Here is a 25,194-nt window from a genome sequence, read left to right on the forward strand (position 1 = left end):
GGGAAATGGCTTCGCCCGCGCAGCGCTCAGCCTGAAATTCAGGTCGGTTGGGTCTGGTAAACGTAGGGCTTTTGGGCCACACGCGCTTCTTTGAATTCTTGTTGTTCGTTACGGCTCAGTTGTTTGTCCCACAGCAAAGCACGGCCTTGGCGCTGTTCGGCTTCCAGCTCGGGGCGTTGCGCCTTCAGTTGCTCAATGAACTGTGTAGTGTCCGAGGTGTAGTCAGGACGGCGAAAAATGGACATGGAGGACTTTCTGGCAGACAAAGTGGGGTGAGCCGGGTGCCCAATCAGGCACGCTGCAAACCGAAGGTGAGGATTTTACTGGCCCGGACGCATCACCAGGCTGACGGCCCGCTGCAGGCCGGCAGGCAGGTCTGGCTCGAGCCGCCCTTCCAGGTGTTCCAGCAGGCCACTGCGTCCGGCGATGTCCAGGGGTTGGTGCAACAAACCACAAATGATCAGCTGCACCTCTTTTTTACGACAGGTGTCGATCAGGTTCATCAGGGCATCGGCCCCCGAAGAATCCACATAAATCACGTTTTTCAGGTCAAGCACCAGCACGGGGGTGTGGGTCTTGTCTTCGATGTCCTCGACCAACTTGACGGCCCCAAAAAACAGCGCACCGTACAAGCGCCAAGCCTGAATGCGGGCCTCGTGCCCTGCCAGTCCGGGATGCTCCAGACAACTGACGGGTTCGCTGCGGCTCAGGCTCGAGATTCGGTAAATGAAGGTCAGGCAGGCCGTGATCAGGCCCACCTCAACAGCGACTGTGAGGTCAAACACGACCGTCAAAAAGAACACCGCCAACAAGGTGGCGCGGTAGGGTAGGCGGTAATGGCGCAGCAGCAAAAACTCGCGCCATTCGCCCATGTTCCAGGCCACAAACATCAAGATGGCCGCCAACGCCGCGAGGGGCACATGCCCAGCCAAAGGCGCCGCCAGCAACACCACGGCGAGCAAGGTCAGTGCATGCACCATGCCCGAAATGGGGCTGTTGCCCCCGCTTTTGATGTTGGTGATGGTGCGGGCAATCGTGCCGGTCGCCGGCATGCCTCCAAAGAAGGGGGTGACAAAGTTGGCCACGCCCTGCGCCATCAACTCTTGGTTGGGGTTGTGACGATCGCCGATCATGCCGTCGGCAATCCGGGCGCAGAGCAGCGATTCGATTGCCCCCAAAAGCGCCAGCGTCAGGGTGGGCATGAGCAAAAAGCGCGCACTGTCCCAGCTGAACGCAGGCCACTGGAAGCTGGGCATGACGGCCGGAATGCCACCGAATTTGCTGCCGATGGTTTCCACCGGCAAAGACAGGCCCAAGCAGGCCAGTGTGGCAAACAGCAGCGCAATGATGGAGCCCGGCACCAAGCTGACCCAGCGGTAAGGGGTGTTTTCGAGGCGGCGGCCCAAGCGCATCCAGCCGACCAACAGCGATAAAGAGCCCAAGGCCACCAACAAAGCGGCCAGATTGGCGGTGTGCAGGTTTTGGCCCAAGACATTCAGCATGCTGAAAAAGTCAGCGGGCATGGCCTGGATTTTCAGACCCATCAAGTCCTTGATCTGCGACAGCATGATCAGCACCGCGATGCCGTTGGTGAAGCCGATCACGACCGACACCGGGATGAAACGGATCAAGGAACCGAGTCGGAACAGGCCCATCAAAAACAGCAAAACCCCCGACATGGCCGTGGCCAGAATCAGATTGGCCAGGCCGTAGCGTTCGACGATGCCGTAGACGATGACGATGAACGCGCCTGCGGGACCGCCAATTTGCACGCGACTGCCGCCCAAGGCTGAGATCAAAAAGCCCGCAATGATGGCCGTGAACAGACCCGCTTCGGGCTTCAGGCCCGAGGCGATGGCAAAGGCCATGGCCAGCGGCAAAGCCACCACCCCGACTGTGATGCCCGCGCCCATGTCTTGGGTCAACCTTTGGCGGTTGTAGCCAGCCAGACTGTCCAGCAATCGGGGTCTGAAAAAGTGGGTTGCTTGTGGCCAGTTCATGGGATTGGAGGGTGTTTATTCATGGCGTGGTCGAAAATCATGCGGCACGTTGTCGCAAGTCATCGAGCAAGGGGCGCAGGCTCAGCAGCCAAAGCAGCGCAGCCAAGGGCACGGTGGTCACATAGCCCAAGTGCTTGAACCCGAGCGCACCCAGCAGCCCGCCTATCAAAAATCCCATGACCAAGCCGGTTTGAACCCTCAGACGTTCGCGGTTGGCCCGCACCGAGGTTGAACCATCCAAACGGTTGATGTAAACCCATTTGCCCAGCTCAATGCCGATGTCGGTGACCAGGCCCGTGATGTGGGTGGTTCGGATATCGGCTTTGGAGATTTTGGTGATGACCGCGTTTTGCAAACCCATGATGAAGCAAAGCAACAGCACGGTGATGGGCAAGAACAGCTGTGACCAGGCTGCAATGGCGGCCCCAAACAGGCCAAATACCAGCAGGGCAAAAGACTCGAGCATGAGAGGCAGGCTGTAACTGCTGTGCAAACGCTGGCGCAGACCCCAGTTGACCATGATGGCGGTGCACATCGCGCCCAACACAAAGGCCATCAGGCAGGTCAGTCCAGCCGCAGCCAGGCCGAAATGACCCAGCACCACGTCGTCCGCCACCGATGAGACGATGCCGGTCATGTGCGAGGTGTATTGCCCAACAGCCAAAAAACCGCCCGCATTGGTGGCACCTGCCACAAAACTCAGCACCCAGCCCAGACGCAAATTGGCCTCTGGGCTTCGTTGCACATCGGTCCATCCACGGATCAGGGGAAACATGTGCAGCGTTCCAGGGTGTGCTCAGGGATCAGTGAATCCGCATGCCGGGCTTGGCACCGGGCCAGGGATGGAGCACATGGATGCCCGGTTCGGCTTTTTCATCGGCGTGGCTGGCGGCCAGCACCATGCCTTCACTCACGCCAAATTTCATCTTGCGCGGTGCCAAATTGGCCACCATCACCGTCAGTTTGCCGATCAGGTCTTCGGGCTTGTACATGCTGGCGATGCCGCTGAACACATTGCGGGTGCGGCCTTCGCCCACATCCAGTGTCAGGCGCAAGAGCTTGACCGAGCCTTCGACGGGCTCGCAGTTGACGATTTCAGCGATGCGCAGATCGACCTTGGCAAAGTCATCGATGCTGATGGTGGGTGCGATCTCTTCGCCACCGGGGATCAGCACAGGCACCGCCACTTCGGGGGCTTCAAAGAGCGATTCAAGTTGCTTGATGTCCACACGCTGCATCAGGTGCTGGTAGGCGTTGATGCCGTGGCCCGTACCCAGCAGGGTCTGCGCTGCGTCAAAGGTGAAGGGGGCGACGTTCAAGAACGATTCGACCTGAGCGGCCAAAGCGGGCAGGACGGGTTTGAGCTGCAGAGTGAGCAGGCGGAAGGCTTCGATGCAGGCGCTGCACACATCGTGCAGGCGTGCATCCATGCCTTCTTGCTTGGCCAGCTCCCAAGGCTTGTTTTGGTCCACATAGGCGTTGACCTTGTCGGCCAGCAGCATGGCTTCGCGCAAGGCTTTGCCGTATTCGCGCTCTTCGTAAAAGGCGGCAATGCCGGGCGTTGCACTTTGCAGTGCCGCCAGCAGGGCTTGGCCGTCGGCGCTGACGGTGCCCAGTTGGCCGTTAAAACGCTTGGCAATGAAACCGGCTGATCGCGAAGCGATGTTGATGAACTTGCCCACCAAGTCGCTGTTGACGCGGGCCATGAAGTCTTCGGCGTTGAAGTCGATGTCTTCGTTGCGGCCCGACAGCTTGGCGGCCAGGTAGTAGCGCAGCCACTCGGGGTTCATGCCCAAGCTCAAGTACTTGAGCGGGTCCAGGCCCGTGCCTCGGCTCTTGCTCATTTTTTCGCCGTTGTTCACCGTCAAGAAGCCGTGCACGTTCACCTTGTTGGGCGTTTTGCGGCCAGAAAAGTGCAGCATGGCGGGCCAGAACAGGGTGTGGAAGGTGACGATGTCTTTGCCGATGAAGTGGATCTGCTCCAGATTCGGGTTGGCCATGTAGGCGTCGTAGTCTTCGCCGCGCTTGTCCAGCAGGTTTTTGAGCGATGCCAAGTAGCCCACAGGCGCATCCAGCCACACATAAAAGTATTTACCGGGCGCATCGGGGATCTCAATGCCGAAGTAGGGCGCATCGCGCGAAATGTCCCAGTCGCCCAGGCCTTCGCTGGTCGTGCCATCGGGGTTGGTGCGCACGCTGAACCATTCTTTGACCTTGTTGGCCACCTCGGGTTGCAGCTTGCCGTCTTGTGTCCACTGGGTCAAAAACGCGACGCAGCGCGGGTCAGACAGCTTGAAGAAAAAGTGCTCTGAGGTTTTCAGCTCGGGCTTGGCCCCGGACAGGGCCGAAAACGGGTTGATCAGGTCGGTCGGGGCATAGACCGCGCCGCAGACTTCGCAGTTGTCGCCGTACTGGTCTTTGGCGTGGCACTTGGGGCACTCGCCTTTGATGAAGCGGTCGGGCAAAAACATGTTCTTTTGGGGGTCAAAGAACTGTTCAACCGAGCGCACCTCGATCAGCGAGCCGCCGTCGGCGGCGCTGATGTCTCGCAGGTCGCGGTAAATCTGGCGGGCCAGCGCGTGGTTTTCAGGCGCGTCGGTGCTGTGCCAGTTGTCAAAGGCGATGTGAAAACCGTCCAGATAGGGCTTGCGGCCTGCGGCGATGTCGGCCACGAACTGCTGTGGCGTTTTGCCGGCCTTTTCGGCGGCGATCATGATCGGTGCGCCGTGCGTGTCGTCGGCGCCCACAAAATTGACCTGGCTGCCTTGCATGCGCTGGAACCGCACCCAGATGTCGGCCTGGATGTATTCCATGATGTGGCCGATGTGAAAGTTGCCGTTGGCGTACGGCAGGGCGGTGGTGACGAAGAGTTGGCGCTTAGACATGTCGGGAGTGGCTTAAAACCTTGAAGGCAAGCTTTTGATTTTAGACGCTAACAGCCTGCGGCCCTGCTGTGCTGGATGGTCGCCTGTGTGGCCATCAGGCCTTGGCGGTCCAACCGAAGAACCGCTCGATGTCGGCCCGTTGTTGTTGGGCATCGGATTCGCCCAGGGCCATCAGTTCGCGGGTGTAAGCCGCTTCAAACAGCAGGTAGCTGACCAATGCATTGCCTTGCCCGTGAAAAGTGGTCTGACTTGCCCCCAGGGTGCGCAACAGGCTTTTGACCGTTTGCGGCAAGGCGTCCGCGTGTCGAGCTGCGATCACATCCAGCCGCTGTGAAGGGGCGATCAGCAGCAGTTCAACGGGGCGCAGGTGGGTATCCAGGCGTTTTTCAATCGGTATCAGTTGCAAGGTTTGGTTGATGCGTTGCATGCGTTCGACGTCAACCGCCAATGAATCCAGAAAGATGCTGGACAGAGCGTGGCCGGCGATGTGGGCCAAAGACGGGTACGTCGGTTCTTGCGTTGTCACCTGCCGAGGCTCCAGCATGCGGCCAGCCCCAATCACCAGGATTTTGCTGGCACCCAAGTGGATAGCCGGTGAAATCGGGGCCGTCTGCCGCATTGAGCCATCACCAAAATAGGCTGTTCCCTGAGGACCCTCAAGCCGCATGGCTGGAAAAATGAACGGAATCGCAGAACTGGCCAGTAAATGTTGGTGCGTCAGGCGGCCATGCTGAGCCAATCGCTGGTTCCGGACCCAGGGGGTGACCGCGCGACAGCTTTCATAAAAGGTGACGTGTTCACCCGTGCTGTAGCTGGACGCCGTGATGGCGAGTGCCTGTAAATGCCCATCCCGAAGCAAGCCTGGCAGTCGTTCCAGGTCAATGCGTTCTTGCAACAAATCGCTCAAAGGGTCATTGTTCAGCAGCGATTTGGGGCGAATTCGTTTTTGCGTGATCAGCCAGCCCAGCGACAGCAGAGACATCCAGCGTGCCCCTGAACGGAGCATGTCCAGGACGTCAGATCGGTAGACTTGTTCGACTTGAAAGTGGCTCCAAACATGGACGAGGTCTTCCATGGCCTGGTCAAAATTATCGGCACTGCAGGCTAAAAAAGCGGCGTTGATGGCGCCGGCCGAAGTGCCCGATATCACCGGAAAAGGATTGCCATGGGCTGCGCCGGCTTCTCGTCGCATGCGAGCGATGGCGGCGAGCACGCCAACTTGGTACGCGGCACGGGCCCCGCCGCCTGAAAGTATCAATCCTGTTGTGTTGCTCATTGAGTCCATCCTAGCGGCGTTTCAACCATGAGAAATCAGGGGACACCCGCGCTTGGGTAGACTTCGGTACCTTTTTTTGTGAATGAATTCCGATGGCCAGCTCAGAACAATTGCTCCAAGCCCTGCAAACCGTGATCGATCCGAACACCGCAAAGGACTTTGTGTCTACCAAAGCCCTCAAGAATTTGGTGGTCGATGGTGGCGATGTGTCCTTTGATGTGGAACTCGGCTATCCCGCCAAGAGCCAGATCCCGGCGCTGCGCCAGGCGCTGATTGCCGCTGCCAAGAGCGTGGCGGGCGTGGCCAATGTGTCGGCCAACGTGATCAGCAAGATCGCCGCCCACTCGGCCCAGCGCGGCGTGGCGCTGCTGCCACAGGTCAAAAACATCGTGGCCGTGGCTTCGGGCAAGGGTGGCGTGGGCAAAAGCACCACCGCCGTCAACCTGGCGCTGGCGCTGGCGGCCGAGGGTGCCAAAGTGGGCTTGCTGGATGCCGACATTTACGGCCCGAGCCAACCCATGATGATGGGCATTGAGGGCCGCCCCGAGAGCGAAGACGGCCAGACCATGGATCCCATGGAGAACTACGGCGTGCAGGTCATGTCGATCGGTTTTTTGGTCAGCCAAGACGAGGCCATGATCTGGCGCGGCCCCATGGCCACCCAGGCGCTGGAGCAGCTGCTGCGTCAGACCAACTGGAAAGAACTCGATTATTTGATCGTGGACATGCCACCCGGCACGGGCGATATCCAGTTGACCTTGTCGCAGCGCGTGCCCATGACGGGCGCGGTGATCGTGACCACGCCACAAGACATCGCCCTGCTGGATGCCAAAAAGGGCGTGAAGATGTTCGAGAAAGTCGGCGTGCCGATTTTGGGCTTGGTTGAAAACATGGCGGTGCACGTCTGCACAAATTGCGGCCATGTGGAGCACATTTTTGGCGCCGATGGCGGCAAGAAAATGGCCGCCGAGTACGGCATGGACTACCTGGGCGCGTTGCCCCTGGACATGCAAATTCGCCTGCAGGCCGACAACGGCAAGCCCACGGTGGTGTCTGATCCCGATGGCGAGGTGGCCCAGATTTACAAGGCTGTGGCGCGTCAGGTGGCGGTCAAGATCGCGGCCAAGGCCAAGGACTTTTCGTCCAAGTTCCCGACCATCAAGGTCAGCAAGGACACCTGAGGCGAAGCGCCAACCGCAAGCTCGCCGAGCTTATCCTGAGCCGCGTTGGCCGACGATGCGTTATCGCATCAAACGCACAAGCGGCTCTGGATCGGTCAGTCACCGAGCGCTTTTTCGCGCTCAAACTTTGAACTTGTCCACTTCCTGGCGTGTGCCATCGGCGATTTTGGACAGCTCGATCACGGTGGCGGCGATCTCTTCACTCGCGGCCGCGTTGGATTCTGCGATCTTGTTCAGGTTGGCCACGTTGGCGTTGATTTCCTGAACTGCTGAGCTTTGCTGTTCCAGAGCGGCTGAAATCCGCTGCATCATGCCGTTGGCTTCATGGGCACCCGTTTCAATGCGTTCCATGTCGCGGCTGACTTCCTGGACCGTGGCCACGGCGTGCCGGGCTTGGGCGACAGCTTGCTGAACCAACTGCGAGATTTCTTGGGTGCTTTCGGCGCTGCTGGACGCCAGCTTGCCCACCTCTTCGGCCACCACCGAAAAGCCTTTGCCATGTTCACCTGCCCGTGCTGCTTCAATGGCCGCGTTCAGCGACAACAAGTTGGTCTTGTTGGCAATGCTTTCAATCACTTCGGTGATCTTGTTGATTTTTTCCGAGTTGGCAGCGATGCCGTTGACCACTTCAACCATGGTGGACATTTTGTCTTTGCCCGCCCGCACGATGGCCATTGATTCATGCGAGCGTGCGCTGGCTGTTTCGGTGTTCCGGGACACGTCTGTGACCGACACCGCGGTTTCGCGCACCGCATTGGCCAATTGACCGATGGCATGCATCTGGTTTTGTGCGCCGTCACTGATTTGGTTGATGGCTTGGCTGGTCTCGTTGGCCGCCGCAGCCACTTGGCGTGTGTTGCTGTTGATGGCCACCATGCTGTTGCCCAAAGCTTCGAGTGAGCGGTTGATGTTGTCCTTGAGGGTGGCCAGATCGCCACGGCCTTGGGCCTGAATGCGACCCCGAAGATCGCCCTGAGCCACGCCGTTCATGACCAAGCCCACGTCATTGAGCAGCGTTTCCATGGCTTGCATGGCGCTGTCCACTGCAGTGCGCAAATCGCCTTTCACATCGCTGGACATGCGTTTGCTGAAGTTGCCGTTGGACAGTGCCTGCATCACATCTTGCAAAGCGGTCATGGTCGAGTCAACACTTTGCGCACTGGCATTGACGGCCGCTTTCATGATGCCCAGATCACCTTTGAGGTCGGCGTTGACCCGTTTGTTGAAGTCGCCTGCGGCAATGGCTTCGACGACGGCGTTGACTTCGCCAATGGCCACTTGCTGTGCAGACATCAGTTGGTTGAAGGCCATGGCGGTTTGCCCCACCTCGTCCTGGCTTTCAATGGTTAAGCGACGCGAAAAGTCGGAAGAGCTTTCGATTGACACCACCATGGCACGCAGTTCATCCAGTGGGCGCGTGATACCCAGCACTTGCCAGCGGATCATGCCAGCCAGGATCAGCATCACCACCAGCACCATGCCGCCAAACTGAAGCGCCAAGTCCCAGAATTTACGATCCACATCGTCGATGTAGATGCCTGAACCAATCACCCAGCCCCATGGCTCGAATTTTTTGACGTAAGAAAGTTTTTCAAACAACTCTTCGGTCGTGCCGCCACCCAGCTTGGGTTTGGGCCAGTTGTAGGTCACAAAACCGTGGCCTGATTTTTGGGCCACTTCGTTGAAGGCCACAAACAGGTTTTTCTTGCCATCGGTGTGAACCACAGGGCCATCTGAGCCAGCTTGCAAGGTGGTCGCACAGTTGAAATTGGCGCCGTCCAGCACTTTGCCGTTGAGGGCAGGCACCGTGGGGTGCATGACCATTTTGGGAATCGGGCTCGTCAGGTCATTCAGCCAAAAATATTCTTTTTGCTCATAGCGCAAGGCTTGCACAGCGGCAACGGCGGCCGTCTGTGCTGCGTCCTTGGTCATTGCGCCTGATTTTTCCAACTCATGGAAATGCACCAGCACGGTGTGAGCCGATTCCACCAGATGCCGTGTTTTGAGTTTTTTGTCGTCCATCATGGTCGACTTTTCCAGGAAAAGCGCCATGGCCGTGACGGCCAAAAGACCGAGAAAAGCCACCAGCCCGCCCAGCATCAACCTTGTTTTTACTTGCATGAATCACCTTCGTAAGCGCTCAATGCGCCAATGATGGTGATTTTAAGGGTTTGTACGTATTGGAATCATATTTATCACTTTTAAATTATTTAAACCGCATCTGTGGTTTTTAAAAAAATTCAAAGCGACCGAAAGCGGACGGCAGTGCCCGTTGCGCTGCACTGTTGTTGCCGTTCGGTGGGCGGGGTGTTCACGCCGCCCACCGCGCTTCAGTTCTTTTCCAGATCCCGCAATCGGAACCGCTGGATCTTGCCCGTGGCTGTTTTGGGCAATTCCGCCACAAATTCAATGAATCGTGGGTATTTGTAGGGTGCCAGGCGTTCTTTGACGAAAGCCTTGACTTCGTCTTGCGTCAGGGTTTGGCCCTGTTTGAGCACGATGAAGGCCTTGGTCTTGGTCAGACCGTCGGTGTCTTCCTTGCCGATCACGGCCGCTTCCAGAATGGCCGGGTGCTGTACCAAGGTGGCCTCGACTTCAAAAGGCGAGACATAGATGCCGCTGACCTTGAGCATGTCGTCGTTGCGGCCCGCATAGGTGTAGTAGCCATCGGGGTCGCGGGTGTACTTGTCACCGCTCTTGGTCCAGACACCCTGGAAGGTGTCGCGGGTTTTTTCGCGGTTGTTCCAGTACATGAGCGCACTGCTGGGACCTTGGATGTAGAGGTCGCCGATTTCGTTGTGGCCGGTGACCACGCTGCCGTCTTCGTTGCGCAATTCCACCTCGTAGCCAGATACGGCTTTGCCGGTGGTGCCGTAGCGCACGTCGCCGGGGCGGTTGGACAGGAAGACGTGCAGCATTTCGGTCGATCCGATCCCGTCAATGATTTCGCAGCCAAAGTGGGCGGTCCAGCGCTCGCCGATGTCACGTGGCAGGGCTTCACCCGCAGACGAGCACAGGCGCAGAGCGACCAGGTTCTTTGCGGGTAAGTCAGGGCTGGCCAGCATGCCGCCGTAGCCTGTGGGCGCACCATAAAACACGGTGGGCTGGTGATCGACCATGCGCTTGAATGTGGCCAAGGGGGTGGGGCGCTCGGCCATCAACACCACGCTCGCACCCACGCTCAAGGGGAAGGTCAGGGCATTGCCCAGCCCGTAGGCGAAAAACAGCTTGGCCGCCGAAAACACCACATCACTTTCGCGCAGTGCGAGCACGTCTTTGCCATACAACTCGGCCGTCCAGTAAAGGTTGCCCTGGCTGTGTACGGTGCCTTTAGGTTTGCCCGTGGAGCCGGATGAATACAGCCAGAAAGCCGGTTCATCGGCCAGCGTGGGCGCGGGCAAGGCGGGGTTGCTTTGCCGGACGAAATCGGCCATGTCGAATTGGCCTTGCGAAAGGGCCGCGGTGGGGTGCGAAATCACCACATGCTGCACCTCGGTTTTGACGAGGCTCATCGCGGCTTGCAAGGTGGGCAGCAAAGCGCCTGACACCAGTGCCGCCTGGGCTCGGCTGTTGGTCAACATGAAGGCATAGTCTTCGGCTGTGAGCAAGGTGTTGACTGCCACGGGGACCACACCCGCATAAAGCGAGCCCAAAAAGGCCACGACCCAGTCGCTGCTGTCATGCATGAGCAGCAGCACGCGCTCTTCGCGTTTGAGGCCCATGGCCTTGAGGCCGCCTGCAAACCGACGAATCTGTTCGGTCAACTCGCCATAGGTCACCGAACCCACATCGTCGATCAAGGCGGTTTTGTTCGGTCGTGAGGCGTTGTTGGCGATCAGGTGCTGTGCAAAGTTGAAGTCTGCAGATGGTGCATTCACGGTGCGGGTCATGTTTGTCTTCTCGGGTGTTTGTTATGTTGGCCAGATTTTTTGTTCTGGCCATAGGGGATTTAACGGGGCACGCTGCTGCTTCACAGGGGCAGTGCCATGCCTTGTGTCGCCAGTTGGTCCAGGGCCAGCGAGCTGCCTTGAACGGCGCTTCGGCGGTGGTAGAAATTGAGCGCCCTGAGGCCACCCAGTTCTTCGCCGCCACCGGCTCGGCCGGGGCCACCGTGCAGGCTCATGGGCATCACGTTGCCGTGGCCACTGTGCAGGGCCGCTACATCGGGCGAAATCGCATGCACACGCCCGTGGCTGCTGGCCAATTCGACCGAAGCCTGGGCCATGAAAACCGGGTCTTCGCTGTAGACCGAGCACACCAACGAACCCTCGCCCCGACGGATCATGGTGTAAGCCTCTTCAATGCTGTCGTAAGGCATCAGGGTGGACACCGGGCCGAACACCTCGACCGCGTGCAGCACTTGGGCAGTCATGGGCGTTTCGGTGCCCAGCAGCACCGGGGCGACGCAGGCACTCGACACGTCGGCCTCCACCAGTGCGGTGGCGCTGCCATCAAACAGCACGGTGGCTTCTGTCTTGAGCTGAACCAAACCAGCCAGTACGCTGGCTTTTTGTTCCTGGCTGACCAAGGCACCCATGCGCACGGTGTCGTTGCGAGGGTTGCCCACGGTGGTTTTGGCGAGTTTCGCGCTAATGGCCTCAGCCGCGGCCTTGTACAAAGCGCGAGGCACAAAGATGCGGCGGATGGCGGTGCATTTTTGACCGGATTTGACAGTCATCTCACGGCTGACTTCGTTCACCAACAGCTTGAAAGCCTCGCTGTCGGCCGTGGCTGCGGGTGAGAGCAGGGCCGAATTCAGGCTGTCTGCCTCGATGTTGCAGCGCACCGACAGCTCGGTCACGGCGCGGTGGCTGCGGATGATCTTGCCGGTCTCGGCAGAGCCGGTGAACGACACCACATCAAACGATTTGAGCTGGTCCATGAGGCCCGCTGACGAGCCGCAAATGACCGACAACGCGCCGGCTGGCAACACGCCCGCATCCACCACGTCTTTGACCATGCGCTGGGTCAACCACGCGGTGGCGGTGGCGGGCTTGATGATGACGGGCACGCCCGACAGCAGAGCCGGGGCGGCTTTTTCCCAAAGGCCCCAGCTGGGGAAGTTGAAGGCGTTGATGAACAAAGCCACGCCATGGGTGGGCACCTGGATGTGCTGAGTCTGGAAGGCCGGGTCTTTGGCCATGCGGATGCGCTGGCCGTCCAGCAGCAGCTTGGCTTCGCCCAGAGCTGCGCCCTGTTTGGCGTAATAACCCAGCGTGAAGATGGCGCCATCAATGTCCACACCCGAGTCCTTGGCCACGGTGCCGCTGTTGGCGGTGGCGATCTCGTAATAAGCGTCACGGTGGGCTTGCAGCACGTCGGTGATTTTGCTCAGCAAGGTGGCACGCTGGCCGTAGCTCATTGCGCGCAGTGCCGCGCCACCTTGTTCGCGTGCAAACGCAAAGCCTTCGGCCAGGTCGATGCCTGCACTCGAGACGCGGGCCAGCTCGGTGCCCAGCACGGGGTCAAACAGGGGCGTGCCTTCGCCCGTGCCGGTTTGCCAGCGGCCTGCGATGAAGTTGGGGAGCAAAGAGGTGGTCATGTGCTTGGCTTTCAGAGGGTCGATTGAAGACGACCGTTTCGGGTGAGCATGCACTGGCATGCAACAAAAAACTGTTCTTGCTGTTCAGTTGGCGGTATAAACAGCAGCTGATGCACTATTGTGCTTGCCTGTGAGTATGCATTAAAGTGCATGTTTTGGGGTTGTTGAAATTTAAGGGTTTTCCCTTGTCTGTAATCAAAGGTTGAGCATGACATCTCAAGAGTCCACGTTGATGGAGCCGTCCGAGCCCGAGACCAAGCGCAGTCCGTTTCTGGAAGCGCTGGGTGATCGGGTGCGCACCTTGCGTTCGCGCAAGGGCATGACGCGCCGCGCCGTGGCGGTGGCGGCCGACGTGTCTGAGCGCCACTTGGCCAACCTCGAATACGGCACCGGCAACGTGTCGGTGTTGGTGTTGTTGCAAGTGGCCAATGCCCTGCAATGCTCACTGGCCGAGTTGCTGGGTGACGTGACCACCCTCTCGCCCGAATGGTTGCTGATCCGTGAATTGCTCTCCAAACGCAGCGAGGCCGATTTGCGCCGCGTGCGCGTGCAGTTGAGCGACATGTTTGGCGAGGGCGGTAACGCACAAGAGCGCAAAAACCGCATCGCCTTGATTGGCCTGCGTGGCGCGGGTAAAACCTCGCTGGGGCAGCGCCTGGCCAATGACATGGGCTTTCCCTTCATAGAGCTCAGCCGCGAAATCGAGCAGTTTGCGGGTTGCCAGATCAGTGAGATCCACAACCTGTACGGCGCCAACGCTTACCGCCGTTACGAGCGTCGCGCCCTTGAAGAAGCCATCCAGATCTACCCCGAAGTGGTGATCGCCACCCCCGGCGGTCTGGTCTCCGATTCGGCCAACTTCAACTTGCTGCTCTCGCACTGCACCACCGTCTGGTTGCAAGCCGATGCGGTCGACCACATGGGCCGTGTGGCCGCGCAAGGCGACATGCGCCCCATGGCCGCCAGCCGCGAGGCGATGGAAGACCTCAAGCGCATTCTGGAAGGGCGCTCGGCCTTTTATTCCAAAGCCGATCTCGCTATCAATACCAGTGCGCGTTCCGAAGACCAGGCATTTGACGCCTTGCGTACTTCGGTTCGCCAACATTTGCAATTGCCGGCTTGATGCCGCGGTGATATTTCATTTCCTAGGGAAAACACTTAGTAAATGCAGTAAAGTGCATGTTGCTGTTCCGGGGTGTCTGCACTAAACTTCAGCTCAACATGCAGTGAAATGCATTTTTTGACAGAAATCAAATCCACCACCCTCTAACGGAGACATCCATGACCGCAGCGCCACAGGTTGACTACCAAACCAACCCTTCCCAATACAAGCACATCAACCTGGCCTTTGATGGCGAGATCGCCACCCTGTCGATCAACATCAACGAAGACGCTGGCATCCGCCCTGGTTACAAACTCAAGCTCAACAGCTATGACCTCGGCGTGGACATCGAATTGCACGACGCTTTGCAGCGCATCCGTTTTGAGCACCCAGAAGTGCGCTCGGTGGTGGTGACCAGCCTGAAAGACCGCGTGTTCTGTTCCGGTGCCAACATCTTCATGTTGGGCGTCTCCACCCACGGCTGGAAAGTGAACTTCTGCAAGTTCACCAACGAAACCCGCAACGGCATCGAAGACTCCAGCAAGCACGATGGCCTGAAATTTGTCGCCGCCCTGAACGGCGCTTGCGCTGGTGGTGGCTACGAGCTGGCCTTGGCTTGCGATGAAATCGTGTTGGTGGACGACCGTTCCAGCGCCGTGTCCTTGCCTGAAGTGCCCTTGCTCGGCGTGTTGCCTGGCACAGGCGGCTTGACCCGCGTCACTGACAAGCGCCATGTGCGCCACGACCTGGCCGACATTTTCTGCACCAGCGTCGAAGGCGTTCGCGGCCAAAAAGCAGTGGACTGGCGTCTGGTGGACGCGGTGGCCAAGCCGGCCTTGTTCAAAGAGGCTGTTCAGGCCCGAGCCACCAAGCTGGCTGCTGGCAGCAACCGCCCAGCACCTGGTGCTGGCGTACAGGGCGTGACCTTGACCCCGCTGAACCGCACCATCGCGGCCGACAGCCTGAGCTACACCCATGTGACTGTGGAGATCGACCGCGCCAAGCGCATCGCCACCTTCACCGTCAAGGCCCCGGCCACAGCGCAACCCACCGACATCGCCGGCATTCAAGCCGCAGGTGTGAACTGGTGGCCGCTGCAAATGGTGCGTGAACTCGACGACGCCATCCTGCACATGCGTACCAACGAACTCGAAATGGGTACTTGGGTCATCAAGACGTCGGGTGATGCCGCCGCTGTGTTGGCGTCCGACGCGACCATGCTGGCGAACAAAGACCATTGGTTCGTGCGTGAAACCATCGGTCACCTGCGTCGTACCCTGGCCCGCATGGACGTGACCTCGCGCAGCCTGTTCGCCTTGGTCGAAGAAGGGACATGTTTTGTCGGCACACTGGCCGAGCTGGCTTTCTGCGCCGACCGCGCTTACATGCTGGCTTTGCCCGACGATGCCGCCAAGGCCCCCAAGATCCAGTTGAACGAAATGAACTTCGGTTTCTTCCCCATGGTCAACGACCAGACTCGTCTGCAGCGCCGCTTTTACGAAGAAGTGCCTGCGATGGAAGCTGCACGCGGTGCCATCGGCACCCCGTTGGATGCCGATGCGGCTCTGGCCTTGGGCTTGGTGACAGCGGCACCTGACGACATCGACTGGGCCGACGAAATTCGCCTGGCTCTGGAAGAGCGCACCTCCATGTCGCCCGATGCATTGACCGGCCTGGAAGCCAACCTGCGTTTTGCCCAAAAAGAAAACATGGCCACCCGCATTTTTGGTCGCCTGACTGCTTGGCAAAACTGGATCTTCCAGCGCCCCAACGCCGTGGGCGAAAAAGGGGCCTTGAAGGTTTACGGCAAAGGCGAAAAAGTTCAGTTCGACATGAACCGCGTCTGATGTTTTTGCGTTGTGCAGCGGGCTTCCCGGTGGTGCCTGCTGCAACCGAAATTTGACCCCACCGTTGCTTTAATTTCTGGAGACTCTCATGTCCGGTATCAACTACAGCGAAAAAATCCCCAACAACGTCAATCTGTCGGAAGACCGTACCTTGCAGCGTGCGCTCGAGCAGTGGCAGCCCAACTTCATCAACTGGTGGGACGACATGGGCCCCGAAGGCTCAACCGACATGGATGTGTACCTGCGTACCGCCGTGAGCGTGGACCCACAAGGCTGGGCCCAGTTCGGCCACGTCAAGATGCGCGATTACCGTTGGGGCGTTTTTCTGAACCCCGGTGAACAAGACCGCAAGATTCACTTCGGCGACAACATCGGCGAAAAAGCCTGGCAAGACGTGCCTGGCGAACACCGCGCCAACCTGCGCCGCATCATCGTGACCCAGGGCGACACCGAGCCAGCGTCTGTTGAGCAGCAACGCCACTTGGGCCTGACCGCGCCCAGCATGTACGACTTGCGCAACCTGTTCCAGATCAACGTCGAAGAAGGCCGCCACCTGTGGGCCATGGTCTATCTGCTGCACAAATACTTCGGCAAAGATGGCCGCGAAGAAGCCGATGCCTTGTTGCAACGCAACAGCGGCAACGAAGACAACCCACGCATCTTGCAAGCGTTCAACGAGAAGACGCCTGACTGGTTGTCGTTCTTCATGTTCACTTACTTCACCGACCGTGACGGTAAGTTCCAGTTGTGCGCATTGGCCGAGTCGGCATTCGACCCATTGGCCCGCACCACCAAGTTCATGTTGACCGAAGAAGCGCACCACATGTTTGTGGGCGAGTCCGGCGTGAGCCGCACCATCCAGCGCACAGTCGATGTGATGAACCAGCTCAAAACCGACGACGTCGCCAAGCTGCGCGCTGCCGGTGTGATCGATCTGCCGACCATCCAGCGTTACATCAACTTCCACTTCTCGGTGACCATCGATCTGTTCGGTGCCGACGAGTCGTCCAACGCCGCCACCTTCTACAGCTCTGGCTTGAAGGGCCGTTACGAAGAAGGCAAGCGTGGTGATGACCACGTCCTGAAGGGCAACAGCTACAAGATCCTGTCGGTCGAAGACGGCAAGTTGATCGAAAAAGAAGTGCCGATGCTCAACGCTTTGAATGAAGTGCTGCGCGACGACTACATCACCGATTCCAAAGGCGGCATCGAGCGCTGGAACCGTGTGATCTCCAAGGCAGGCATTCCTTTCACATTGACCGCGCCACACAAGGCTTTCCACCGCAACATTGGTTCTTTGTCCGGTTCCAAGATCACGCCCGATGGCCGTGTGGTGACCGATGAGCAGTGGATGGCGCAGGTGGGTGAGTGGTTGCCTACCAACGAAGACCGCGCTTACGTGGCCAGCCTGATGGGCCGTGTCGTTGAGCCAGGCAAGTTTGCCAACTGGATCGCGCCACCCGTCATGGGCATCAACCGTCAGCCAGTGGACTTTGATTACGTCCGCTTCAATTGATGCGTTGAGCTTTTGATCGACTGCTGCCTCCTTTTGGGGGGGCGGCAGTTGACAGAGGAAGGGGCGGGTTCCTCTTACGGGGTACCGGAAAATCGTCACCCGCCCCTTCCTCTGTCAACTGCATGGTGTGTGTTTCGCTCGCAAACGCCGGTAGACTGCGAACGGAAAAACCGCCACATAGCAAGGGCATGGCTGGGGGCCGGGCACCGATTTTCCGGTACCCCGTATGAGGTGCCCGGCCCCCAGCCATGCCCTTGCGGAACGCGCAAAGCAAGACACCGGCAGTCAACACAGACAAACCGCAGAACAAAACACAAAAAGCCTGAGGAAGCATGCCATGACCACTGAATCCATTCTGATCAAACAGCACGTCATCGACCCCGAGATCTGCATCCGCTGCAACACCTGCGAAGCGATTTGTCCAGTGGGGGCCATCACCCATGACTCGCTCAACTACGTGGTCAAGGCCGACATCTGCAACTCGTGCATGGACTGCATTTCGCCATGCCCCACAGGCTCGATTGACAACTGGCGCATGATGCCCAAGGCCAAGGCCTACAGCATCGAAGAACAACTCAAGTGGGACGAACTGCCCGCCGAGCTCAGTGCCGCAGAGCTGGCGGCTGCCGGTGGTGAATCCGGTGACGCTGCGCCAACGCAAGACAGTGCCGCCGATGCCGCCTCGGCCGCCTCCGTGGTCAGCACCGCCACCGCTTCGGGTTTCAACTCGGCCCAGTTTGGTGCGACGATCCCCCCTTGGTCTGCCGCCCACGCTTACACCAACCTCTATGGCCCCAAGGCCGCCGATAAATCCATCACCGCCACCGTGACCGGCAACCTGCGGGTGACCGAAGTTGGCAAGGAATATGACACCCACCACATCGTGCTGGATTTTGGCAACCTGCCTTTCCCGGTGCTCGAAGGCCAGTCGATCGGCATCTTGCCCCCAGGCGAAGACGCCAAAGGCAAGGCACACCACGCTCGCCAATACTCGATTGCCAGCCCCCGCAATGGCGAGCGCCCGGGTCACAACAACCTCTCGCTCACCATCAAGCGCGTGCTCGAAGACCACGATGGCAAACCCGTGCGCGGTGTCGCCTCCAACTACATGTGCGATTTGAATGTGGGTGACAAGGTGCAGGTGATCGGGCCGTTTGGCGCGAGCTTCCTCATGCCCAACCACCCCAAGAGCAACATCGTCATGATCTGTACCGGCACAGGCTCTGCGCCCATGCGGGCCATGACCGAATGGCGTCGTCGCCTGCGGGCCAGCGGCAAGTTCGAGGGCGGCAAGTTGATGCTGTTCTTTGGTGCCCGCACGCCTGCTGAGTTGCCTTACTTTGGCCCTTTGAACAACCTGCCCAAAGATTTTATTGACACCGAATTCGCCTTCTCCCGCGAAGAGGGCAAGACCAAGCGTTACGTGCAGGATGCCCTGCGAGACCGTGCTGCCGATGTGGCGGCTTTGCTCAAAGACGGCAACACCTGTTTTTACGTGTGTGGCCTTAAAAGCATGGAAGAGGGCGTGGTCATGGCCTTGCGCGACATCGCGCAAAACGCGGGTCTTGACTGGGACGCCATCGGTGGCACGCTCAAAAAAGAGGGTCGTCTGCACCTCGAGACGTACTGATCCAAGCGCATCGCCCCATGACGTACCTGAAGGCCCCGACCTGTGGGTATGCCAGGCGAAGGTCTCTTTCAGCGCTTGTTCATGGCAGCCATGAATTTCTCAAACGGATGTGACAATTTCGCATGCAGACCGATTCCATTTCTGAAACCCGTATCGGACTGAATGCGCTGCGCGACCAACTGCGCAAGCCCCGGTCGCAACTCAAAGGCCGTCAGACCACGCCCGCGGCACGCGCCGAGGTGCAGGGCCTGATCGGTTTGCCGCCTTTAGACGGCCACCGCCGTGATTTGCTGATCGAACACTTGCATGTGCTCAACGACCATTTTCATGGCCTGTTCGAGCGCCACATCGTGGCGCTGGCTGCCGAGATGCGTTTGCCCGTGGTCGAGGTGTTCGAGGTCGCTTCGTTCTACCACCACTTTGACATCCTGAAAGACGACGAAGTCGCCCCGAGCATCACCGTGCGCGTGTGCGACAGCCTGAGCTGCACCCTGGCAGGCAGCAACGCCTTGTTGCGCCAATTGCAAAACGAGTTGCTGAATGTGAAGGTGGTGCCGGTGCCTTGCCTGGGTCGTTGCGAGCAGGCACCTGCTGTGCAAGTGGGCCAGCAGGCTGTGGCGCAAGCCACGGTGGCGGCGGTGACCCAGCGTGTGACCGCACAGCAGACAGCACCGAATCCCTTGCCAGAGGCCATTCGCTTCGACGCTTACCAACGGGCTGGTGGTTACCAGTTGGCTTTGCAGGTGGCGGCGGGTTTGAAACACCATGAATCGGTCATCCAATGCCTGGAGTCCTCGGGCCTGCGCGGTTTAGGCGGCGCGGGTTTTCCGGCTGGGCGCAAATGGCGCATCGTGCGCAGCCAGCCTGGGCCGCGCCTGATGGCCGTGAACATCGACGAAGGCGAGCCCGGCACCTTCAAGGACCGCACCTGTCTAGAGGCCGACCCGCATCGTTTTTTGGAGGGCGTGCTGATTGCTGCCAGCGTCGTGGGCTGCGAAGCGGTCTACATCTACCTGCGTGACGAGTACCACGAAGCGCGTGTTTTATTGACCGAAGAACTGGCCGCGCTCAAACTGAACCCGCCTTGCGCTTTGCCGCGCATCGAGTTGCGCCGGGGAGCTGGGGCTTACATCTGCGGCGAAGAATCCGCCATGATCGAAAGCATTGAGGGCAAGCGCGGCGAGCCACGGCTGCGTCCGCCCTACATCGCCGAGGTGGGCCTGTTTGGTCGCCCGACGTTGGAGCACAACTTTGAGACGCTTTTCTGGATTCGTGAACTACTGGAGCAGGGTGCTGACAGCTTTGCCGCTCATGGGCGTCATGATCGCCAAGGCCTGCGCCGCTTCAGCGTGAGCGGGCGTGTGGGCCAGCCGGGTGTCAAGCTCGCGCCTGCGGGCATCACGCTGCGCGAACTGGTGGACGAATACTGCGGTGGCATGGCCGAGGGGCAAACGCTGTATGCCTATTTGCCCGGAGGGGCCAGTGGCGGCATTTTGCCTGCCCGCCTGGCCGATGTGCCGCTGGACTTCGACACCCTGCAGCCGCATGGCTGCTTCATCGGCTCGGCCGCTGTGATGGTGCTGGGCCAAGACGACAGTGCCCGCGAAGCGGCTTTGAACGTGATGAAGTTCTTTGCCCACGAAAGCTGTGGCCAGTGCACCCCCTGCCGCGTGGGCACCGACAAAGCGGCGCAACTCATGGCCGCCCAAGCGTGGGATGCTGACACTCTGCAAGACCTGGCGCAGGTCATGGGCGATGCCTCCATTTGTGGCCTGGGCCAAGCCGCGCCCAACCCGATCCGATGTGTGCTGGATTACTTTCAGCATGAAGTGGGGGGCCGCGCATGAGCACCGTTCAATTCACGCTCAATGGCCAAGCGGTTGAGGCACCGGTTGGCAAAAGCATTTTCAACATCGCCAAAGACTTGGGGCTGTCCATCCCGCATTTGTGCCACAAGGAGGGCTTGACGCCCGACGGCAATTGCCGCGCCTGCGTGGTCGAGGTGGCCGGTGAGCGCACGCTCGCGCCCAGCTGCTGCCGCACTGCCACACCCGGCATGTCGGTGCGCACAGACAGCGAACGTGCCGTCAAAAGCCAGAAGATGGTGCTTGAGATGTTGCTGGCCGATCTGCCTGAGCAAGGCTACAAATGGCTCGATGACCGTGCCGAAGCCCCGCATGGTGAGCTGAGCCACTGGGCTGAGCACCATGGCGTGCAGGTACGCCCCGCCTTGGCCGAGCTGCGCCGTGAAGCCGTGCCTGCCGACCTGTCACACCCCGCCATGGCCGTCAATCTGGATGCCTGCATTCAGTGCAACCGCTGCGAACGCGCTTGCCGCGACCTGCAGGTCAACGATGTGATTGGTCTCGCATTTCGGGGCGCGCACACGCAGGTGGTGTTCGACTTGGCCGACCCGATGGGCGGCAGCAGTTGTGTGGGCTGCGGGGAATGCGTGCAGGCGTGCCCGACGGGTGCGCTGATGCCCAAGAGCCACATCGGCCCGCAAAAGGTGGACCGTGAAGTTGACTCGGTCTGCCCGTTTTGTGGGGTGGGTTGCCTGGTCACTTACCAAGTCAAGGACGACAAAATCATCAGCGTCCAAGGTCGCGAAGGCCCGGCCAACGAAGGGCGCTTGTGCGTCAAGGGCCGCTTTGGCATGGACTACATCCACAGCCCTGACCGGATCACAAAACCCCTGATCCGAAAAAGCGGTGTGGCCAAGGACCTGAATCTGATTGACGGCCACACCGATTGGCGCGAGGTCTTCCGCGAAGCGACCTGGCAAGAAGCGCTTGATCTGGCTGCCCAGCCGCTCAACACCCTGCGCACCCAATATGGCCCTAAATCGCTGGCCGGTTTCGGCTCGGCCAAGGGCAGCAACGAAGAGGCCTACTTGTTCCAGAAGTTGGTGCGCACCGGCTTTGGCAGCAACAACGTGGACCACTGCACCCGCCTGTGCCACGCCTCCAGCGTGGCGGCCTTGCTTGAAGGCGTGGGCTCGGGTGCGGTCAGCAACCCAGTGCGCGATGTCGAACATTCAGACCTCATCATCGTGATCGGCTCCAACCCGACGGCCAACCACCCGGTGGCAGCCACCTGGATGAAGAACGCCGCCCAGCGCGGCACCCGCATCGTGCTGGCCGACCCGCGCATCACCGACATTGGTCGCCACACTTGGCGCACGCTGCAGTTCAAGGCCGACACCGATGTGGCCTTGCTCAACGCCATGCTGCACGTCATCGTCACCGAAAACCTGTGCGATGAAAAGTTTTTGAGCCAACGTGCCGACAACGTGGCCGAACTCAAGGCCCATGTGCAGGGCTTCACGCCCGAGGCCATGAGCCTGGTTTGCGGCATCCCTGCCGAGACGATCCGCGAAGTGGCGCGGGCCTATGCCAGCGCCAAGGCCGCCATGATTTTGTGGGGCATGGGCGTGAGCCAGCATGTGCACGGCACCGACAACGTGCGCTGCCTGATCGCTTTGGCCAGCATCACCGGCCAGATTGGTCGCCCCGGCACGGGCCTGCACCCACTGCGTGGTCAGAACAACGTGCAGGGTGCGAGCGACGCGGGTTTGATCCCGATGATGTACCCCAACTACCAGCGCGTGAATGACAAGTCGGCGCACGACTGGTTCGAGAAATTTTGGAACACAAAACTGGACGACCAGCCCGGTTACACGGTGGTCGAAATCATGCACAAGGCGCTTGCGCCTGAGAGCGACCCACACAAGGTGCGCGGCATGTACATCATGGGCGAGAACCCGGCCATGAGTGACCCTGACCTGAACCACGCCCGCCATGCGCTGGCCAGTCTTGAGCATCTTGTGGTGCAAGACATCTTTTTGACAGAAACCGCTTGGCTGGCCGATGTGGTGCTGCCCGCCAGCGCCTGGCCCGAAAAAACCGGCACCGTCAGCAACACCGACCGTACGGTGCAAATGGGCCGTCAGGCGGTGCTGCCGCCAGGCGACGCGAAGCCCGATTTGTGGATCATTCAGCAGATCGCCGAACGCATGGGCCTGAGCTGGCCCTACGCTGGTGAACACGATGGCGTGGCAGCGGTGTATGACGAAATGCGCCAGGCCATGGCCCCGGCGATTGGCGGCATTGACTGGGCGCGGCTGAACGCGGGCTCGGTCACTTACCCCTGTGTGAGTGCCGACGATCCCGGTCAGCCCATCGTCTTCCATGACCATTTCCCCACCCAAGATGGCCGTGTTTGGCTGGTGCCCGTCGAGGTGATCCCGGCCAATGAGCAGCCCGATGCCGACTACCCCATGGTGCTCATCACCGGGCGGCAACTGGAGCACTGGCACACCGGCAGCATGACGCGCCGGGCCACGGTGCTCGATGCGCTCGAACCTGCGGCCACCGTGTCGATGTGCAGCGCCGACTTGGCCCGACTGGGCCTGCAAGCCGGGCAACGCGTGCGCATTGCGTCACGCCGGGGCGAAGTTGAGCTGCAAGTCCGCTGCGATGATGGCACGCCTCTGGGCGCGGTGTTCATTCCGTTTGCCTATGTCGAGGCGGCAGCCAACGAGCTGACCAATGCGGCACTTGATCCGTTTGGCAAGATCCCGGAGTTCAAATACTGCGCGGTGCGGGTCTCAGCGCTCCAGCCCTCATAATCCGGCGCTGCCCACCTCTTGTGCTGCATGCCTTGCAGCACATGGGCTTCATCCAGACCACCGGGGGGATTTCGCTTGAACATCGACGTGCAAACCATTTTCTGGATGGATGCTTTTCTTTACCTGGTGCTGCACGCGGCCATCTGGTATGGCATGTCGCGCTACCGCAGTGGGCTGGTCACGTTGTGGAGTGTCTCGGGCATCTTCAGTGCGCTGGGGGTTTGGGTGTTGGGGTGCCGGGGCCTCTTGCCTACCGATGTGGTGGTCTTCTGGGGCGTGTTGTTCATGGCCTTGGGCAATTTCGGGCGGCAGGCCGCATTGCGTTCTCTGAATGGTCCTGCCGACCGCCGCTGGCTATGGGGCATGGGTTCGTTCTACGGGGTGTACCTGCTGGCCACGTACGGCTTTTATTTTTCGGGTGGTTCCGAGGCCGGTGTGATTCTTCTTTTTTACGGGTTTTACACCCTCAATTGCCTGGAATATGTGGTGTCAGGACGGCGCATTGGCGTCACGCATGATCCTTTTGGTTCCAGGGCCGTGCAGTTGGCCGGGTGGTTGCTGGTGGGTAGTCTGGGCATCAAGACCTTGGCATTGCTGGGCGGTTGGGGTGCTGTGGATTTGTACGAAATGTCCTGGGACCAAGCGGTGGTGTTTGGGGGCCAGTTTGTCGCCGTCACCATGCTCAGTGTGGGCTTCATGCAAATATTTGTGGACCAGATTCACAAAGGTCAAATTCAGGCTGAGCAGGGTCTGGCGCGAGAGCAGGAACGCTCGGCTTTGTTGCTGCAACACTCAGAAGATTTGTCGGTGCTTCTCAGTGAACGCGAAGAAATCATCCGACAGCTGACACTGTCTAACAAAAGCGCGGGCATGGGGGCGCTGGTGGCCAGCATCGCCCATGAGCTGAACCAACCCCTGACCACCATCGTGCTCAAGACCGAGCTGATCGAGTCACACCTTCAGCGCAACCGTGACCCGCAAGCCGCATTGGCCGAAGCCCACAAACTGGCCGATCTTATTCGGGAAGACACACGCCAAGCCGCCGCCATCATTCGCACCTTGCGCAGCATGTTTGCCACCGGCAAGGGTGAATATGTCCGCATTGACTTGGCCCAAAAGGTGCGAGACGTGGTCAACATCGCGCGCACCCATGCCACGCGTTGCGGCATCGAAATCAACATCAACCTGAATGAGCCTTTGCTGTTGACGGGGGACGCCACCCAGTTGCAGCAAGTGGTGCTCAACTTGCTGAACAATGCCATCGATGCACTGGTCGAAAAGCCGGTGCAACCCTCTCGCATTTCAATTTCCGGGCAGGTCCGCCCTGACTGGATCGATCTGCGCATTGCGGACAACGGTTGCGGTATCGATGACGCTCAAAAACAGGACGTATTTGCCCTGTTCAAAACATCCAAATCAAAAGGGATGGGAGTGGGTTTGTGGCTCAGCCAGTCGATTGTGGCGTCTCATGGCGGTCATTTGAGCTTCGAGAGCGAGCCAGGCCAAGGTACGGTATTCTTGTTGAGCCTGCCCACACGCGACTATGTGTTGGCATCTTGATGTTCCATTTCTCCAGGGGTTTAGT

At 59.5% G+C, this 25,194-nt stretch carries 16 protein-coding genes; 8 read left to right on the plus strand and 8 right to left on the minus strand.

What is annotated here, in order from left to right:
• Positions 1–38: 38 nt before the first annotated feature.
• The 5 genes from ACZ5RG_RS02465 to ACZ5RG_RS02485 all read right to left on the minus strand — a co-directional run bounded on the left by ACZ5RG_RS02465 (position 39) and on the right by ACZ5RG_RS02485 (position 6,170).
• Positions 39–245 carry a DUF3460 family protein gene (locus ACZ5RG_RS02465; protein WP_312260986.1) on the minus strand — a complete coding sequence of 69 codons (207 nt, stop codon included), beginning with the start codon at positions 243–245 and terminating at the stop codon, positions 39–41.
• A gap of 75 nt (positions 246–320) precedes the next feature.
• Complete coding sequence (locus tag ACZ5RG_RS02470) at positions 321–2,000, minus strand: SulP family inorganic anion transporter (protein ID WP_315234759.1); 1,680 nt, start codon at positions 1,998–2,000, stop codon at positions 321–323.
• A 37-nt stretch (positions 2,001–2,037) separates the two neighbouring features.
• Positions 2,038–2,775, minus strand: coding sequence for a YoaK family protein (locus tag ACZ5RG_RS02475; RefSeq protein WP_298600763.1), 738 nt, complete (start codon positions 2,773–2,775; stop codon positions 2,038–2,040).
• 28 nt (positions 2,776–2,803) lie between these two features.
• Entirely contained in the window at positions 2,804–4,885 is a 2,082-nt protein-coding gene (gene metG / locus ACZ5RG_RS02480) for a methionine--tRNA ligase (protein ID WP_464447694.1), read from the minus strand.
• Positions 4,886–4,979: 94 nt separating this feature from the next.
• On the minus strand, positions 4,980–6,170 hold the full coding sequence (locus ACZ5RG_RS02485) for a patatin-like phospholipase family protein (protein ID WP_464447695.1): 1,191 nt from the start codon (positions 6,168–6,170) through the stop codon (positions 4,980–4,982).
• Between the two features lie 83 nt (positions 6,171–6,253).
• On the opposite strand from ACZ5RG_RS02485, the gene apbC reads away from it, so the two are divergent.
• A complete protein-coding gene (gene apbC / locus ACZ5RG_RS02490) occupies positions 6,254–7,342 on the plus strand; it encodes an iron-sulfur cluster carrier protein ApbC (RefSeq protein WP_464447696.1) in 1,089 nt (362 codons plus the stop codon).
• 120 nt (positions 7,343–7,462) lie between these two features.
• Here apbC and ACZ5RG_RS02495 read toward each other — a convergent pair whose 3' ends face one another.
• The 3 genes from ACZ5RG_RS02495 to ACZ5RG_RS02505 form a co-directional block, all read right to left on the minus strand.
• Complete coding sequence (locus tag ACZ5RG_RS02495) at positions 7,463–9,463, minus strand: methyl-accepting chemotaxis protein (protein ID WP_298600774.1); 2,001 nt, start codon at positions 9,461–9,463, stop codon at positions 7,463–7,465.
• Between the two features lie 209 nt (positions 9,464–9,672).
• Positions 9,673–11,232: a benzoate-CoA ligase family protein gene (locus ACZ5RG_RS02500; protein ID WP_298600777.1), complete on the minus strand. Its 1,560-nt coding sequence runs from the start codon at positions 11,230–11,232 to the stop codon at positions 9,673–9,675.
• Between the two features lie 80 nt (positions 11,233–11,312).
• Complete coding sequence (locus tag ACZ5RG_RS02505; protein ID WP_464447697.1) at positions 11,313–12,884, minus strand: 3,4-dehydroadipyl-CoA semialdehyde dehydrogenase; 1,572 nt, start codon at positions 12,882–12,884, stop codon at positions 11,313–11,315.
• A gap of 208 nt (positions 12,885–13,092) precedes the next feature.
• Here ACZ5RG_RS02505 and ACZ5RG_RS02510 point away from each other — a divergent pair, with 208 nt between their 5' ends.
• From ACZ5RG_RS02510 to ACZ5RG_RS02540, 7 genes are all read left to right on the plus strand, one after another.
• Positions 13,093–14,007 (plus strand): helix-turn-helix transcriptional regulator, encoded by a 915-nt coding sequence (locus ACZ5RG_RS02510; protein ID WP_298600783.1) that lies wholly within the window; start codon positions 13,093–13,095, stop codon positions 14,005–14,007.
• Between the two features lie 158 nt (positions 14,008–14,165).
• On the plus strand, positions 14,166–15,833 hold the full coding sequence (gene boxC / locus ACZ5RG_RS02515) for a 2,3-epoxybenzoyl-CoA dihydrolase (RefSeq protein ID WP_298600786.1): 1,668 nt from the start codon (positions 14,166–14,168) through the stop codon (positions 15,831–15,833).
• A gap of 88 nt (positions 15,834–15,921) precedes the next feature.
• Positions 15,922–17,349 (plus strand): benzoyl-CoA 2,3-epoxidase subunit BoxB, encoded by a 1,428-nt coding sequence (gene boxB / locus ACZ5RG_RS02520; RefSeq protein WP_298600789.1) that lies wholly within the window; start codon positions 15,922–15,924, stop codon positions 17,347–17,349.
• Between the two features lie 337 nt (positions 17,350–17,686).
• Entirely contained in the window at positions 17,687–18,979 is a 1,293-nt protein-coding gene (gene boxA / locus ACZ5RG_RS02525; RefSeq protein WP_464447698.1) for a benzoyl-CoA 2,3-epoxidase subunit BoxA, read from the plus strand.
• Positions 18,980–19,101: 122 nt separating this feature from the next.
• Positions 19,102–20,826 carry an NADH-ubiquinone oxidoreductase-F iron-sulfur binding region domain-containing protein gene (locus ACZ5RG_RS02530; RefSeq protein WP_464447699.1) on the plus strand — a complete coding sequence of 575 codons (1,725 nt, stop codon included), beginning with the start codon at positions 19,102–19,104 and terminating at the stop codon, positions 20,824–20,826.
• Positions 20,823–23,609, plus strand: coding sequence for a formate dehydrogenase subunit alpha (gene fdhF, locus ACZ5RG_RS02535; RefSeq protein WP_464447700.1), 2,787 nt, complete (start codon positions 20,823–20,825; stop codon positions 23,607–23,609). Before ACZ5RG_RS02530 ends, fdhF begins: the two co-directional genes overlap by 4 nt.
• A gap of 75 nt (positions 23,610–23,684) precedes the next feature.
• Positions 23,685–25,169 (plus strand): sensor histidine kinase, encoded by a 1,485-nt coding sequence (locus tag ACZ5RG_RS02540; RefSeq protein WP_464447701.1) that lies wholly within the window; start codon positions 23,685–23,687, stop codon positions 25,167–25,169.
• Positions 25,170–25,194 lie beyond the last annotated feature (25 nt).

The sequence above is a fragment of the Limnohabitans sp. TEGF005 genome (genome assembly GCF_055394835.1).